The organism is Pseudarthrobacter arbutini, from assembly GCF_054510915.1.
This window is the reverse complement of record NZ_JBTNDQ010000017.1, coordinates 47,215-62,836: the sequence shown is the minus strand read 5'-3', so window position 1 is coordinate 62,836 and position 15,622 is coordinate 47,215. Positions and strand designations below refer to the sequence as shown.

Genomic DNA, 15,622 nt, shown 5'->3' with positions numbered 1-15,622 from the left:
TAGAAGGAGGCCGACGGCGACACTGGGTGTCGTCGTCGGCCTCCTTTTTTCGTGCCAGCCGGGCAGCTACACCGCCACCGCCGCCTTCGCGGCCTGCGAGGCCTCCATCCATTCGCTCAGCCACGGGGCCCGGACGCTCGACGTGATCCGGCAGTCGGCCACGAAGGTTCCCCTGGCGCCGGCATCGATCCAGTCCTTGAGCACGGAAAGGTCCGCCAGTGAGCGGATGATCGCCGACTCGGCGCCGAGCGCGCGGGCGATGCCGCTGAAGTCCACCTCGGGGATCAGCATGGGCTTTTCGGTCAGGCCCTGGGAGCCGTACTGGTGGATTTCGGCTCCGTAGGCGGCATCGTTGTAGATCACCACGACGGCGCTGGCCGCCGCACCAATGAGCGATTCGAGGTCGGACAGGCCCATCAGGAAACCGCCGTCGCCGGAGGCCAGCACCAGGGTGCGGCTATCCTCCACAGCGCGGGCCGCCCCGACGGCGCTGGCAAGACCCAGCCCGATGGCCTGGTAGGCGGTCCCCACCATGACCAGGTCCTGCGGCCTCGGGATGCGCCAGTACATGGGTGCCCAGCCGACGAAGTGCCCTCCGTCCTGGACCACCGTGCGGCGCTCCGGCAGCACCGCATCCAGTGCCGTGGCAAGGGTGCGCGGGTCCAGCCTGCCGTCCGGCGTCTCCGCGGAGCCTGGATGGTGCGCCGGCCCCTCGGCCAGGCGCCGGCGGGCTTCCGCGCGCCAGGCTTCTGCGCGGCTGGCGTCCGGCGAGGCCGGGCCGTCCAGCATCCTCAGGATGTGTCCCGCAGCAGACTTCACGTCCGCGCTGACGAACGTATCCACCCGGGGGTGCGTCGGCTGCAGGGCGGTGTCGATCTGGATGACGGTGCTGTCCGGGCCGAGCAGGTGCCCGAACCGCATGGTGAAGGGGCTCAGGCTGGCCCCGGCCACGAGGACCACATCGGCCTCACCCATGAGCCCGGCCGCGGTGTCCGTGCCGAAGCCGCCCGCCACGCCGAGGTATCCCTCGCCCTGAAGGAGATTGAGCGCCAGGGCGGTTCCGGCGGTCAGCGAGCCCAGGCGGTCGGCGAGCTCCCGGAGCTCCGGGTCGGCGCCGGCGAGATGCGCACCGCGGCCGGCGAGGATCAGCGGCCGCTTCGCCCCGGCGAGCAGGCGGGCCACCTGCCCAAGGCCGCCGTCGACGTCGTCCGTCACCTTTGGTGCCGACGGCGCCGGAAGTTCCTCGTCCGCAGCCTCGAGTGCCGCGAGGTCGTAGGGAATGGCAATAACGACGGCGGTCCGCTTGGTGAGTGCGTATTCCACCGCCTGCCGGGTGATGGCGCCCGCGGCGTCGCGGGTGACGGTGAAGGTGGCCGCGCCGAGGGCTGCGGCGATTGCCGCCTGGTCCACGTCCTGCGGCCGGGCGCCAGTGCTCGGAGCGTCCCCGGTGACCAGCACCACGGGGATCTGCGCCTGGACCGCCTCCGCGAGGGCGGTGAGTGCATTGGTGTAGCCGGGGCCGTAGGTGGTAGTGCCTGCTGCGAGACGTCCTGACGTCCGGTAGTAGGCGTCGGCCGCTGCGATGGCGGCGCCTTCATGGCGGACGGGGGAGAAACGGAGGCCCAGCTTTTCCGCGGCGTCCAGGAAGTAGACGTTTCCGTTGCCCATAACGCCGAAGACATCGCTGAGATAGCTGCTGAGAACCTGCGCCACGCGGCCGGAGACGGTAAGTGAAGTCATGCAGGAAGCTTGTGGGCTGGTCAGCAGATAGGCAATAGCGACAAGTTTGATTGGGATATTTGGCAGGAGTATGTGGGTATAAGTGAAAATATGCCCACGTGTGGCGCGCATCACCCGTCCTTAGCTGGAAGGGCGGGATTCCTGCTCCGACAGCCGGCTCAGGAGGCCGTCGTAGCGGGGCGGCATGAGTTCCAGCACGGAAATGGCCGTGCTGGTCCGCTGGATCCCCTCGATTTCCAGGATCTGGTTGGTGATGCGGTAGAGATCGGCCGTGCTGCGGGCCACCACCTTGGCCATGAGGTCCGCGTCCCCGGTGGTGGCGTGCACCTCGATGACCTCCGGAATCGCGGCGAGCCCGTCTTCCACCGCACCTGTCCGTGTCTGGCTGATGGACAGTGAGAGGAAGGCCATCAGGTCATAGCCAAGCGCGGCGGGATCCAGTCTCCGGCTGAAGGAGCGGAGGGCGCCGCTGCGCTCGAGCCGTGCCAGCCGGGCGTGGACCGTGTTCCGTGCGACGCCGAGCGTCCGCGAGAGTGCCAGGGCGCTGGCTTCCGGATCCTTATCGAGGGCCAGGATGATCCTGCCGTCGAGCGAATCCACGGTGCGGGGGTTCGGGATGGTCATATTTTCACCACAGACAGTAGAAGTTGAGCAGAAGTCCCAATGGGTTGAGCGTATCTTGCATTGTGGGCCGGGTCACAACATGATCGTTCCTCATGACCCGTGATCAACTCCTGACCGCACCGGATACCGCGCTTCCCACGCTTCGCGGCGCTGTGTCCGGCCTCCCGCCCTACGTCCCGGGCCGGCGCAGCGCCCGCACGGACATCGCGGCCCTCGCCAGCAACGAAAGCCACTTCGAGCCACTTCCCGCTGCCGCCGCTGCGGTGGCCGCAGCGGCCGGTACGATGAACCGCTACCCTGACAGCGCCGCCGTCGAACTCCGCGAACGGCTTGCCCGCCACCTCGGCGTCACTGCCGCGGAGGTCGCGGTGGGACCCGGCAGCGTCGGCGTCCTCCAGCAGGTCATCACCGGCCTGTGCGACGCCGGCGATGAGGTGATCTTCGCGTGGCGCTCCTTCGAGGCCTATCCCATCCTGGTTGAGCTGGCAGGAGCCCTGCCGGTCCGCATCCCGCTGGACGGCGCGGAGGGCCACGACCTCCGTGCCATGGCCGCGGCCGTCACGGCGCGCACCAAGGTCATCCTGCTCTGCACCCCCAACAATCCCACCGGTGTGCCGATCAGCCACGAACGGATCGAGGCCTTCCTGCAATCCGTCCGCTCCGACATCCTCGTGGTGATCGACGAGGCGTATGTGGAATACGCCGAAGCGGGCAGCGGCCCCGATTCCCTGGCGCTCTACCGCCAGTACCCGAACGTCTGCATCCTGCGCACCTTCTCGAAGGCGTACGGACTTGCCGGGCTGCGCGTGGGCTACGCCGTGGCGGCTCCAGGCATCGCTGAGGGACTGCGCCGGACCGCCCTTCCCTTCTCCGTGAGCGCGCTGGCCCAGAAGGCGGCCATCGCGTCCCTGGACGCCGGAGAGGAGATGGAAGCCCGGGTCACCGCGGTCAGGCAGGAGCGCGAACGGATGGCCGCGCAGCTGGAAGCCCAGGGCTGGAAACTGCAGGCCAGCCAGGGCAATTTCCTATGGATCCGTGCGGATGACGATCTCTGCGCGAGGCTGGTGGACGCCTTTGACCGCGCAGGCATCCTGGTCCGGGCGTACCAGGGGGACGGCGTGCGGATCACCGTTGCCAGCCCTGCGTCCAACGATCGTGTGCTCCGGCTCCTTGAGGCGCACGCAGCCTCGACAATCGACTGACCTGAAACCCCCATCCGTTCCACCTACAACCAGAGGACTAGCCATGGAACAACAGACAAAGACGTCTGGCCGCGCACTGGGCGCGGCACTCAAACCCCGCCAGCTCACGATGATGGGGCTCGGAAGCGCCATCGGCGCGGGCCTCTTCATCGGCTCCGGCGCCGGCATCCAGGCTGCCGGCCCGGCCGTGCTGATCTCCTACCTCGTGGCCGGCACGCTCATCATCCTGGTGATGTGGGCCCTCGGCGAGATGGCCGCCGCCAATCCGGACAGCGGTGCTTTCTCCGTCTATACCGCCAAGGCCTACGGGCCGGTGGCCGGTGCCACGGTGGGCTGGCTCTGGTGGCTGCAGCTTGTGGTGGTCATCGCGGCCGAAGCGCTCGGCGCGGCAGGCCTGCTGGCCACCATCTTCCCGGCCCTGCCGGTGTGGCTGATGGCCTTCGTGTTCATCGTGGTGCTCACCGCCGTGAACCTTACGAGTGTGAAGAATTTCGGTGAGTTCGAGTTCTGGTTTGCCCTGCTCAAGGTGGCAGCAATCGTCGGGTTCCTGCTGGTGGGCGCGGCGCTGCTCTTCGGCTGGCTGCCGGGCGTGCAGTCGCCGGGTCTGGCCAACTTCACCGGCGACGGATTCGCGCCCGATGGCTTCGCCGGGATCGCCACGGCACTCTTCGTGGTGGCTTTTGCATTCGGCGGCACCGAGATCGTGTCCGTGGCGGCAGCCGAGACCGCGGAGCCCGCCCGCAGCGTGAAGAAAGCAGTCCGGACGGTGCTGTGGCGCATCCTGGTCTTCTACATCGGTGCGATCTTCGTTATCGCGGCGGTGGTTCCCGTGGGTTCGGCCGGGTTGAAGAGCCCGTTTGCCGCGGTGTTGGAGGCCGCCGGCATGCCCGGTGCAGCCACCGCCATCACCCTGGTGGCCGTCGCAGCACTGCTTTCCGCCCTTAACGCCAACCTCTACGGTGCGTCGAGGATGGCGTACTCTCTCGCGGAGCGGGGCGAAGCACCACGCGTGCTCGCCTCGGTGTCCAAGGCACGGGTCCCGGTGATCGCGGTCCTCGCCAGCGTCGCCTTCGGCGTTGTCACGGTTGTGCTGGAGCTGGCTTTCCCCGAGAAGGTCCTTCCCGTGCTGCTCAACATTGTGGGCTCGACCTGCCTGCTGGTATGGACGTCCGCGCTCCTCGCCCAGCTCGCGCTGCGCCTCCGCGCCGACCGCGAGGGAACGGCGCTTCCCCTGCGGATGCCCGGCTTCCCGTGGCTCACGTGCTTTGGCCTGCTCATCCTCGCGGCGATCTTCACGGTGGGCTTCATCGGCGAGGATTCCCGTCCCCAGCTCCTGAGCACTTTCGCACTCGTGGCGCTTCTGGCGGTGGCGAACTGGCTCCACCACCGTTCCGGCAAGGTTGCGCCGGTTGCCGAGTCTTCGGAGCGTGCCAAGCGGCCGGTTCTGATGGACTGAATTAGGTGCTTGACCCTTCACGAGGCCGAAGGGTGGCCAAATGCGTTCGACCCTGTTTGCTTGACATGTGCCGATTTCGCACAGTGCACGTGCGCTGAAGTGCAAGACACCTGCTCATGCAGAGCCAGCCCCGGGGGACGTGCGGTGCGCGATTTGGTGGTGGCCTGCCGATGCGCGGGAAGATCGCACATCGGCAGGCCCAAGTTGCAAGGTCCCATACTGTTCAAAATTTGGAACTAATCGGGGGCCTTAGCTCCAGTCCAGGTTGTGAATCGATTGCTGTTGAAGAGATGAACAGTGAACTCTTCGTCAGGATGCAGCACTCCGAGCCGTATATTTGCTGGCTCATCCAAAAGCTCCCCATCTGCAGTCTGTGATAGAGGGGAATCCAGGACTTCGACAACCACGGCCGGACGGCCGTAAAACGGAAACCGGCGGTTTCGCATATGGGGCTTCCACTGCACGAAGTCACCCTGACTGAACTCATTCGCCGCTGCGTATGCGGCGTGTAAAGCCTCAAGTCGCTGCGCGTAGTCGTCAGATTTCGAATACAGATCGTAATCATTGTTTTCTAATTCGTATTGTTCGACAACTCTTTCAAGTTCCGGATCTCCTCGGCCATGCTTTTGTTCTCCGATGCCCTGGTCCTCAGTCGGTTCGGGATGCTCGTCGTCTCTATTGCGAGCCATAGTCGCCTCTTGTCTTCGTCATTGGTTTCCACATGTCGGCGTCACGGATCAACATATTCCGATTTACGGTCCAACCATTTTTGATCTGCAGATATGTTCCGACTTCAAGAATAGAATTAGAGTGATCAAGTGTCTCGATTTCCATGGCGGCAGCCAAAATCTTGACTTTTGCGTTCGCATAATTCCCGTGAGAAGGAAGTCCTGCCGCTAAACTCTTGCTTATATCCAGACGAATGCGATCAAAAACTACAGTCGCTGCCGTAACTTCCTCATGACTTCTGGTTATCGCGAGCAAACCTTGTTTGAGCGGGTGTGGGTTAGTTTTCTTAGTATCACGCAATCGCGCACGCCGCAGACGGGCTTTCATGGCACGCAACTTCAATGTAAATGCCCAATGGTTTCGAAAAATCCCATCAAGAATAGCATTTTCGATTACAAACGTCTTGGAGTATTCGTCGCGTTTTTCATCAAAGTAAAGTGCCTTAGTGAGTTCGAACTCGGGTCGCCCCGGAACATCTAGAACACTAAAAAGATCGTACAAGATGTCAGCGTTTCCGAAGGAAGATGCACTGGAGTCGAACAGAATCTGGTGTAGTAGTTGCTCTATTGATCGTGCGAGTCTTAGATTAAGGCTCTGAAACCCAGCGTCGGTTCCGATCGTCCAGCGATACTTTCGAAAGCCTGCCCATGCCAAAAATTGGCTTCGGAATTCTCCAAGCTTGAGAGGAGATGCTTGCGCCAGTTTACTTACAAATTGAGGACCAGCCAACCAAATCGACTGTCCCTCATCAATAAAAATCGAGCTTGTTTGTGGGAACCAGTAGATAAAGTCGCGTTGATCGGCACCGACACGCCTGAGGTCATGTGTTCTCCATTCAGAGGAAGTCGGTGCGACGTAAACTTCCTCGTCGAATTTGATGACTGCCTCAGCCGTAATGAAGTGACCCTCGTTGCCGACGAGGTCCGCGACAAACCCGACCAATTCGAAACCGGAAGTACCGCTGTTCATGGTGTCACTCTACTCTCAAGGAAACGCATCATCTGTCCAGCCGGGTCTGGCGTCTCTTCCAATACAAGTGCAAGTTGCCTGAGGTGGACTACGGTCTCCCTGGCATCTAGCAACCTCGATTGGCGAAGCCACTCCTTGTATAGCCGCGGATGCCCCCTGCGCATATACACCTTTATAGGTGTCAGAAGTGGCTCTTTCCGATCAGTTGCGCGGTGGCGCCCTTCCCAAGTCCATGCGAACGGTTCATTCGATCTCAACTCGATCTCCGGCACCAGACTGAGCGAAGGACGTTCGCCCCGAACGTAGTTGGTCACCGAGCGGAAAGACCCCACAGCCCACATTTCGAAGGGACTCTCATATTTGTTCCCTTGATAGGAATAGGACTCAACGACGGACACTTTCTCAGCTGTAGAAAGGTTGCGCGTCAAGCGAATTTTTCCATGTACCATTCCCCCCGTATCAAAGGCGCAGGTACGCGTGGGCTGGTCGGGTGCGGTTGGTCCATCATGAGCCACACAAAGTGCCCCGTATTCCGGCATGCAACGTCCCACGTAGTAGTAGGTTTGCCGACGTCCCCCATCGAGTAGAACCTCCGCTTGCTCCGTCTTTGGGGCGGCAGGAACGCCATTCAGTTGGCCGACGAACCGCCTATAGAAGAGTTCCATCCAAGACATGCGACTGGCGTCTTGCTCCTCTATAGGTCGCAATCCTTGGATCCAGGGAAGCACTCTCACACCTTTCAAATCTTTATCTCGCAACCCGAGAATACAGCCTTAGGGACGCCCTTAGGATCCGTCGCGGTAGCCACATGCAGCGAGTGGCTCGCATCACTGGCGTAGTTCCACGCCTCAAAGAACTGGAGGCGGAGGTGCACTGGTTCGTGCTATTCGGCCGGAGGGACAGGTGGGCAATGGATGCAAGATGTGGTCCTTGCTCATTTTGTGTACCTCTTCCTTGCGTTGTATCTCGCAGCACCAATTATGCTGGCGCAGTGACTAATTTCATTGGGGAAGTGACGGGGGAGCGGTTGCCCGAGGGTTTGTACGAGATTCTCAACACGGACCTGCTGGACAACCGGCTGAATAATGTCAGAGAACTACAGCCATTCTTCGCTGAAATAGACGACGAAGACGCCCCGGAGATTCTGTCCCGCCACATCGCCGAGGCAGTCCTTAAAGCGCTCACTGCAGCCAGACCAACGGAACGTGTAGCTCTCGCAAACAAACTCCTCGACGAGCTAGAATCCATGGACCGAATCGCGGACGGCCCCACTCAACTGCGGGCACTATACCGCCCGGACGCGCTCAAGCGCCGACAGCTCCGCCGTCCCACCACGAAGCTGAGTGATTCGGCCCTGCTCACCAACAGCAAGGACGAACCTAACCTCGCCGCGGAGCTCCGTGCCGAGATTGAGTCGGCAGATACTGTCGATCTTCTCTGCGCCTTCGTCCGCTGGACCGGCCTCCGCCTGCTCGAGCCGGCCCTCGAGCAGTTCAAGGAGCGCGGCGCCAAACTCCGCGTCATCACCACTACCTACATGGGCGCCACGGAACGGCGCGCCATCGACGAGCTCGTCAACCGCTACGGCGCCGAAGTGAAGATCAACTACGAATCTCAGGCCACTCGCCTCCACGCCAAAGCCTGGCTGTTCCGCCGCAACTCCGGCTTCGACACCGCGTACGTCGGCAGCTCCAACCTCAGCCAGGCCGCCCTCCTCGATGGCCTGGAATGGAACGTCAGGCTCAGCTCCATCGGGACGCCCACGCTGCTGCAAAAGTTCGAGGTCACTTTTGACAGCTACTGGGAGCAGCGTGCCTTCCAAAGTTATGATCCTGAACGCGACGGCGAAAAGCTGGACGCCGCGCTGGAGCGCAACGGCGGCCGGCGCACGGCAGCACCGGACGCAGCCACCGGGCTCGAAGTCCAGCCGTACCTCCACCAGGAGGAGATGCTCGAAGAGCTGGAAGCAGAGCGGCTCAAAGGCTTCAACCACAACCTCTTGGTCGCCGCCACGGGCACCGGGAAGACAGTGATCGCGGCCTTGGACTACAAACGCCTTTGTGAGGCCGCAGGCCGCGATCTGAAGCTGCTCTTCGTTGCCCACCGGCAGGAAATCCTGAAGCAGGCCATGGGCACTTACCGGGATGTCATGCAGGACGGCGCCTTCGGCGAACTCTACGTGGGGGACCACAAGCCGAGAGAGTGGAAGCATATTTTCGCTTCCGTCCAGTCGTTGTCATCGCTCGGCATCGAACAGCTGGAGCCGGACTTTTTCGACGTCGTCGTCATCGATGAATTCCACCACGCCATGGCGCCCACGTACCGACGCCTGCTGGATCACCTGCAGCCGCGTCAGCTTCTCGGACTTACTGCGACGCCGGAACGCGGCGACGGGGTCGACGTCGCCAAACAGTTCTTCGACGGGCGCACCGCCAGTGAGCTCAGGCTGTGGGACGCCCTGGACGCTGACCTGCTGGTGCCGTTCCACTACTTCGGTGTGTCTGACGACGTCGACCTGAGCCAGCTCGAATGGAAGCGCGGCAATTACGACGCAGCCCAGCTCAGCAACCTCTACACCGGCAACGACGCCCGCGCTGCCAAGGTGATCCGCGAACTCCGCGACAAGGTCACAAGCACCGACCAGATGCGGGCCATTGGCTTCTGCGTCTCGGTCCAGCACGCCCACTACATGGCAGAGGTGTTCAACCGTGCCGGCATCGCCTCCGTTGCCGTCGACGGGAGCACCGACGACGCCGACCGCGCAGCGGCGCTGGAACGCCTCCGACGGCGGGATATCAACTGTATCTTCGCCGTCGACCTCTTCAATGAAGGGCTGGACCTGCCGCAGGTGGACACGATCCTGCTGCTGCGGCCCACGCAGAGCGCCACAATTTTTCTCCAGCAGCTGGGGCGGGGGCTGCGCCGTGCCGAGGGCAAGGCGGTGCTGACAGTCATGGACTTCATCGGCCAGCAGCGCCGGGAGTTCCGCTTTGATCTGCGGTACCGGGCGCTGACCGGCTACGGGCGCAAGGAACTGGAGAGGGCTGTCGAGGACGAGTTCCCGTATCTGCCGTCCGGTTCGCAGATCGTGCTAGACCGGGTGGCGCAGAAGGTGGTGCTGGATAACATCAAGGCGCAGCTGCGGTTCAACAGGGCGCAGCTGGTCCGGGACATCGCCTCGTATGCGGAGACTGAGCTGGAGGCCTATCTGGAGCACTCCGGGAACGATGTGAAGTCGATCTACCGTTCGACCAGGGATTCGTGGACCGGCTACCTCCGCCAAGCGGGGCTGATCGAGGGGTTCTCGCCTCTGGAGGCGGTTCTCAGCGGGAGGATCCAGGAGCTCTCAGATGCCGATGAGAGGAAGCTCCTGGGCCGAATGGCTGCGCTCATCCACGTGGACGATCCGGAACGCGCCGAGGCTTACTCGATGCTGGTCGGCCCCGATGCGCCCCGCTACGCGGATCTCGGAATGCGCGAGCAGACTTTCGCCCGGATGCTGTTCTACACGCTGTGGGATGACGGCGGCGGTTTCAAGACCTACGACGCCGGACTGGACTACCTGCGCGGCTACCAGTTTGTCTGCAGCGAGATACGCCAGATCGTGAAACTTGGCGTGGCCGCGTCCAAGCACGCCGCCAGAGGGCTCGGTGCGGGGCTGCAGCACGTTCCACTGCTTTCGCACGCGACCTACCGGCGCGAAGAGGTCCTGGCGGCCCTGCAATATGGATCGCTGGAGCTGGGTAAGAACGTGCAGCACCGCGAGGGCGTTGCTTGGTGTCCGGCTACGTCTACCGATGCCTTCTTTGTCACTCTCAACAAGGATGACAAGAAGCACTCGGTGACGACTATGTACAAGGACTATGCCATCAGCCCGGAGCTGTTCCATTGGGAATCGCAGAACGCAACGTCACCCGGAAGCCCAACTGGCCGACGGTACCTGGACCGGGCCTCGCACGGCTCGAAGATCCTAATCTTTACGCGGGATACTGCGGACGACGAGACCGGGCTGACCGTTCCGTACACGTGCCTCGGGCAGGTGGACTATGTACAGCACGCAGGCGAGAGGCCGATTGCTATCACATGGAAGCTCCACCGGCCGATGCCCGCTGACGTCTACGCCACAGCTGCTGCCGTGGCGCAGTAGTCGATGCGGCCCGGTCGACCGGTCCGGAAAGTTGGTATCGGTCTCCGTCGTGCACGCCCGCGCGCGACGGAGACCGATTACCGTCGCGCTCTGGTGCCGTTGTTATGGCTTTGACGATGAAACTCGAAATTTTTCTTGGTTGCCTCTGAAAATGCCAGACAGCGGGAACCCCCAAGTTTGTCCAGCACGCGCAGCAACTCGGGGTCATCCGTAGGAGTAGTCCGCACCAGGCCGCCGTCGTCGACAGTGAGATATCCGCGTTCGAACAGTGCATCACACCCCAGGGAACAGGCGAGCATGGCCGCCGCTGCAAAATCGAGACGATCTCGGTGGCTCGATTGCGAACGAAGCTTGATGTGCGCTGCGATCAGCAGGTTCTTGGGAAGAAACCGCCCGCAAATAGCGCATTGATTGCCATAGCGGGCCAGCAGGGCTTCCCTAAGGTAGCGCTGTTCCGCGCGTCGGAACATCGACCCAGCGATGTCAGTGGTCTCAATGTCAAGCTGCTGGCCGGTGTCTGGCTCACCCGTTGATCGAGTTTGTGCGAGAGACTGCATCCCCAGAGATCCGGCACTGAGATAGTTCGTCAGGGCCGCCTACCTCAGGCGGGATCGTGGCTACGTAGACCCTGCCAGGGTTCCCAGTCCTGTTCATGGGGCCAACACCCGGCGGAAAGACCGTCTTGAGGACGTCCAGACGCACTTCCATATCGACGACGCAGGGCTGAACAAGTACCAGCGTGCCATGAGGATATCCGTCGTACCCTGGCGGACGATCCGATTCCACTCCCGCTGCTACGACCAAGGAAATCGCCTTGAACTGCTGAGCGGCGTAATGAAAGACCACGTCACCAGGCATCATGCGGTGTAACGCCTGCCAGTCATCGTGTCCGGGCTGCCCGTCGGCGCGGAAGTGTGGAGCCCAAAGCGAGCCCTGTTGAATGACGGTCGAGTAGTTTTCTCCCTGGCTGGCCCACCAATAGTTCCGGGTGACGTGAGCCGAAGAGTCCGCGCCCGCAGCGTCAGGGTTGTCTTGGCCACTTCTGTCCCCGTTTTTCAGACGGTCGGTATCGATCCAAGGTATGTCACAACCATCGAGTATCCCGGTCGTGGCTACCCCGCCTGATGAACTATCCGACGTAAGTGCCAGCGGCGGTATCAGATGCGCTGCCACGGCAGCCGACAAGGCCTTGCTGTCGAAATGGTGCCCAGCAGTGACTGCGCCGAACTTCTTCGCGGAGCCGAAGCCGTACTTTCGTCTCAGCCCGCTCCGACCCAGGCTGGCTGACCGCTTCATCGATGGCTCTTGACCTAGCCGTTCGGAGTTCCGACTCCGAGAATCGTCCGAAGAATGTTGCCACGGTCCCCTGTCTCTGTTCCAGTGGCCTGCAACAGAGACAGCACTCCAGGTCCGTTCATTAGATTAGCCGTGAGACGCGAAAACGTCTGTGCCCCTGACAGTCGGTCTCCTCGCGGGCCTACAATTCGCGACTGCCGGAAGCAGCGCCAAATCGTGAGGAAATCCATCGCTCTGGGCGAGCGGCGTCCAGGTCTGCCCGCTCATACAACGACTGACTCGGCGACGGCGGGTCAGACCGTCACTGGAGCGCCAACCCTAAGATCCTCCGTTGGTTCGGATCTGTAGAACATGGGCGAGATCTTGATGGCTGGGCGGTGGATGCAATTACCTGTGGCCGGCCAGCAAAAAGTACGCTTCTCAGAGGCCAATATTGCTCGCTTTGCACCTTTGAGTGATTAGATGTCTCTTGACCCTCGGGTCACTGCTGCCTATGCGCTATCCGGCAGCTTTGGGGACAGAAGAAAGCAAGGAACAGTGTCAGCTGCAGTAAACGAGAAAATCGAGCTCAACGTCGCACCCGGTTCAGTTGTTCACGTTCGAGACGAAGAATGGCTGGTTACTGGAGCTGAGGAAACCGGCGACGGCCTCCTCATCAGGGTCCGTGGACTTAGCGAGCTGGTTCGGGACACCACCGCTGCCTTCTACCACAGCATCGACGACATCGAAGTGGTCGACCCCGCCCAAGCAATCCCAGTTGCGGATGTGAGCCCCAACTACCGTCGTGCACGCCTTTGGCTGGAGTCCACGCTCCGTAAGACACCCATCCCTCAAGACCATGAGGGGCTCACTGTCTCCACCCGCATGCTCGCTGACAAACTCGAGTACCAGCGCATCGCCGTCGCTCGCGCGTTAGACCCCCAGAACGTCCGCCCCAGAATCCTCATCGCGGACGCGGTCGGGCTAGGCAAGACGCTTGAAATCGGCATGATCCTGAGCGAGCTGTCCCGGCGCGGAAGGGCGGAACGCGTCCTGGTCGTCACGCCCCGGCATGTCCTCGAGCAGATGCAGCACGAGCTCTGGTGCCGCTTCGCGCTCCCGTTCGTCCGCCTGGACTCGGCCGGCATCCAGAAGGTCCGCCAGACCCTCCCGGCGACGCGCAACCCGTTCACCTATTTCAAGCGCGCCATCATCTCGATCGACACGCTCAAGTCAGCCCGATACAAAGCGCACCTGCAAAAGATCCACTGGGACGCCGTCGTCATCGACGAATCCCACAACCTCACCAACGCAGGAACGCTCAACAATGAGCTCGCGAGGATCCTTGCTCCCAACGCCGAGGCCCTGATCCTGGCGTCCGCAACCCCACACAACGGCAAGCAAGAGTCTTTCGCCGAACTGATCCGTCTCCTCGACCCCACCGCCATTCGCCCGGACGGCACCTTCGACGGAAACGACATTCAGCGCCTCATCATCCGCCGTCACCGTCACAGTCCCGAGGTAGCCGCTGAGGTGGGCGCCAACTGGATGGAACGCCTCGAACCGGACAATCGCCTGATCGCGGCAAGTCCTGCCGAGAACGCCGTCGCCCAGGAAATCGCAGATTCCTGGCTCTATCCCCAAATCGGTTCCAGCCCCTACTCCGGCGCCAACAGCGCACTCTTCCCGTGGACACTCGCCAAAGCCTTCCTCTCAAGCCCGGCGGCGCTTCTCGAAACAGTCAAGGAGCGCCTCCGCAAGGTCGCGGACCGGAAGCTGCCAGCGGAACACCGGGAGCACGAAGCCCTTGAGTACCTTAGGGCCCTCACCGAGGAGTCCCTCAAGAAGCCCTCGGCCAAGTACCAGGAGCTCGCCCAGTACCTGAAGACAATCGGGGTCGGTCCCAAGTCGGGCATGCGCGCCGTCGTTTTTGCTGAGCGGGTCCCCACGCTCATGTGGCTCGAGCGGCACTTGCCCAAGGACCTCGGCCTCAAGCCGGAGAATGTCCGCATCCTCCACGGCGGTCTCAGCGACGTGGAGCAGCAGGAGATTGTCGAAAGCTTCAAGCAGGAGGCCTCACCCATCCGTGTGCTTGTCACAGGCGATGTCGCCTCCGAAGGTGTGAACCTCCACAGCCAGTGCCATCACCTCATCCACTTCGATATCCCGTGGTCGCTCATCCGCATCGAACAGCGGAACGGCCGCATCGACCGGTACGGCCAGAAGAAGAACCCCCAGATCACCACGCTCCTCCTGCACCCGGACCACGAGAAGTTCGCCGGAGATCTCAAGGTCATCACCCGCCTCATGGAACGCGAGCACGTGGCCCACGGCGCCCTGAATGATGTCGCTTCTCTCATGGGTCTGCACAGCGTAGACGCAGAACAAAAAGCGATCCTTGCCGTCCTCGCGGGCAAGCAGACGGAGGAGCAGGTCGTGCGCACCGTCGAGAATGTCCTCGACCCGGCCCACACTGACGATGGCGCCTTCGGCGATTTCGACAGCTTCTTCGAGCAGCTCACCGCCGACGCCGGCGGCGGCTCGCCCCGGGTGCCGACGGACGCCGGCGTAGGGCTCTATTCGAGCGAGCTGGACTACCTCGACGACGCCCTCCACGAGGCCTTCGTCAACCCCGAGGAGCCACCCGCTAACGGGGCCGGGGGAGGGGTGAGCTGGAGGGTCCATGCGCACCACCAGATCGCGGAACTCGAGCCGCCCCGCGACCTCCAGCAGCGGCTCGCGCACCTGCCGCAGGGCTACCTCGCCGACCGCAAGGTCACGGAAAAGCTCAAACTGGCCACAACCCTGGACAAGGGCCAGACCGAGCTCGACGCCGCCAAGAAGGCCATCCCCGCGAAGGGTGAGAAGGCCACGACGTGGCCCGAGGCCCACTTCCTCGGCCCGCTGCACCCCGTCCTCGAATGGGCCAGCGATCGCGCCCTCGCGTCCATGGCCGGCAACGAGGTTCCTGTGGTCCGCGCCGACGTCGAGGAGCCGAGCATCCTCCTCATGGGCACACTGATGAACCGCCGCGGACAGGTCATCTCGCAGGCGTTCTTCGCGACTCAGGGCGGCAAGCTGTGCATCCCCGAACAGATCGGGAGCCTCGCCGAGTACCTCCGTGGGATCGGGCTCACCGAAAAGTCGATCAACACCGGACCAGTCGCTGACGCCGGGGCGTACCAGCCTTACATCGCCCGCGCCGTCAAGAACACCACCGGCTCGCTCGATATCACGTTCGAGGCCGCCGCCCAGGCCGCCGACCATCGGCTGGTTGAATGGCACGGCCGAGCGGACGCATGGAGCGAAGTTCACGGACAGGCACAGCTCCCCGGCATGAGTACGCGGCGCCTAAAAGAGAACAAAGCACGCGTTGAGCAGGAACAGGAGATCGTCTCCTCACTTGCCCCGGACCGCCGCCTCGTGCGGCCGCTGCTTGTCGTTGTGCCCCTCAACACCCCTGCGGAAGGAGAGCACTGA

The 15,622-nt window shown here is 62.6% G+C and carries 10 protein-coding genes; 4 read left to right on the top strand and 6 right to left on the bottom strand.

Annotated features, from left to right (window positions below; translation table 11 throughout):
- Nucleotides 1–66: 66 nt before the first annotated feature.
- Together ACX80V_RS18025 and ACX80V_RS18020 are read right to left on the bottom strand one after the other, a co-directional pair.
- A complete protein-coding gene (locus tag ACX80V_RS18025) occupies nt 67–1,740 on the bottom strand; it encodes a thiamine pyrophosphate-binding protein (RefSeq protein ID WP_485844296.1) in 1,674 nt (557 codons plus the stop codon).
- Nucleotides 1,741–1,860: 120 nt separating this feature from the next.
- Entirely contained in the window at nt 1,861–2,364 is a 504-nt protein-coding gene (locus ACX80V_RS18020; RefSeq protein WP_252563665.1) for an Lrp/AsnC family transcriptional regulator, read from the bottom strand.
- Nucleotides 2,365–2,456: 92 nt separating this feature from the next.
- Between ACX80V_RS18020 and hisC the strand changes: the two genes are divergently transcribed.
- On the top strand, nt 2,457–3,566 hold the full coding sequence (gene hisC, locus ACX80V_RS18015; protein WP_485844295.1) for a histidinol-phosphate transaminase: 1,110 nt from the start codon (nt 2,457–2,459) through the stop codon (nt 3,564–3,566).
- 43 nt (nt 3,567–3,609) lie between these two features.
- Entirely contained in the window at nt 3,610–5,022 is a 1,413-nt protein-coding gene (locus tag ACX80V_RS18010; protein ID WP_485844294.1) for an amino acid permease, read from the top strand.
- A gap of 236 nt (nt 5,023–5,258) precedes the next feature.
- Here the strand turns inward: ACX80V_RS18010 and ACX80V_RS18005 are convergent, their stop codons facing one another.
- Nucleotides 5,259–5,711 carry a hypothetical protein gene (locus tag ACX80V_RS18005; protein WP_485844293.1) on the bottom strand — a complete coding sequence of 151 codons (453 nt, stop codon included), beginning with the start codon at nt 5,709–5,711 and terminating at the stop codon, nt 5,259–5,261.
- Nucleotides 5,698–6,720, bottom strand: a complete 1,023-nt coding sequence (locus ACX80V_RS18000; RefSeq protein WP_485844292.1) for a hypothetical protein — start codon at nt 6,718–6,720, stop codon at nt 5,698–5,700. The genes ACX80V_RS18005 and ACX80V_RS18000 overlap by 14 nt, the downstream gene beginning before the upstream one ends.
- Before the next feature lie 1,027 nt (nt 6,721–7,747).
- On the opposite strand from ACX80V_RS18000, the gene ACX80V_RS17995 reads away from it, so the two are divergent.
- The gene (locus ACX80V_RS17995) at nt 7,748–10,867 is read left to right on the top strand and encodes a DEAD/DEAH box helicase (RefSeq protein WP_485844354.1); all 3,120 of its coding nucleotides are present in this window, start codon (nt 7,748–7,750) and stop codon (nt 10,865–10,867) included.
- 77 nt (nt 10,868–10,944) lie between these two features.
- Here ACX80V_RS17995 and ACX80V_RS17990 read toward each other — a convergent pair whose 3' ends face one another.
- Nucleotides 10,945–11,424 carry a hypothetical protein gene (locus ACX80V_RS17990; protein ID WP_485844291.1) on the bottom strand — a complete coding sequence of 160 codons (480 nt, stop codon included), beginning with the start codon at nt 11,422–11,424 and terminating at the stop codon, nt 10,945–10,947.
- Entirely contained in the window at nt 11,390–12,163 is a 774-nt protein-coding gene (locus ACX80V_RS17985; protein ID WP_485844290.1) for a ScoMcrA-related endonuclease, read from the bottom strand. The genes ACX80V_RS17990 and ACX80V_RS17985 overlap by 35 nt, the downstream gene beginning before the upstream one ends.
- Before the next feature lie 537 nt (nt 12,164–12,700).
- Here ACX80V_RS17985 and ACX80V_RS17980 point away from each other — a divergent pair.
- Entirely contained in the window at nt 12,701–15,622 is a 2,922-nt protein-coding gene (locus tag ACX80V_RS17980; RefSeq protein ID WP_485844289.1) for a helicase-related protein, read from the top strand.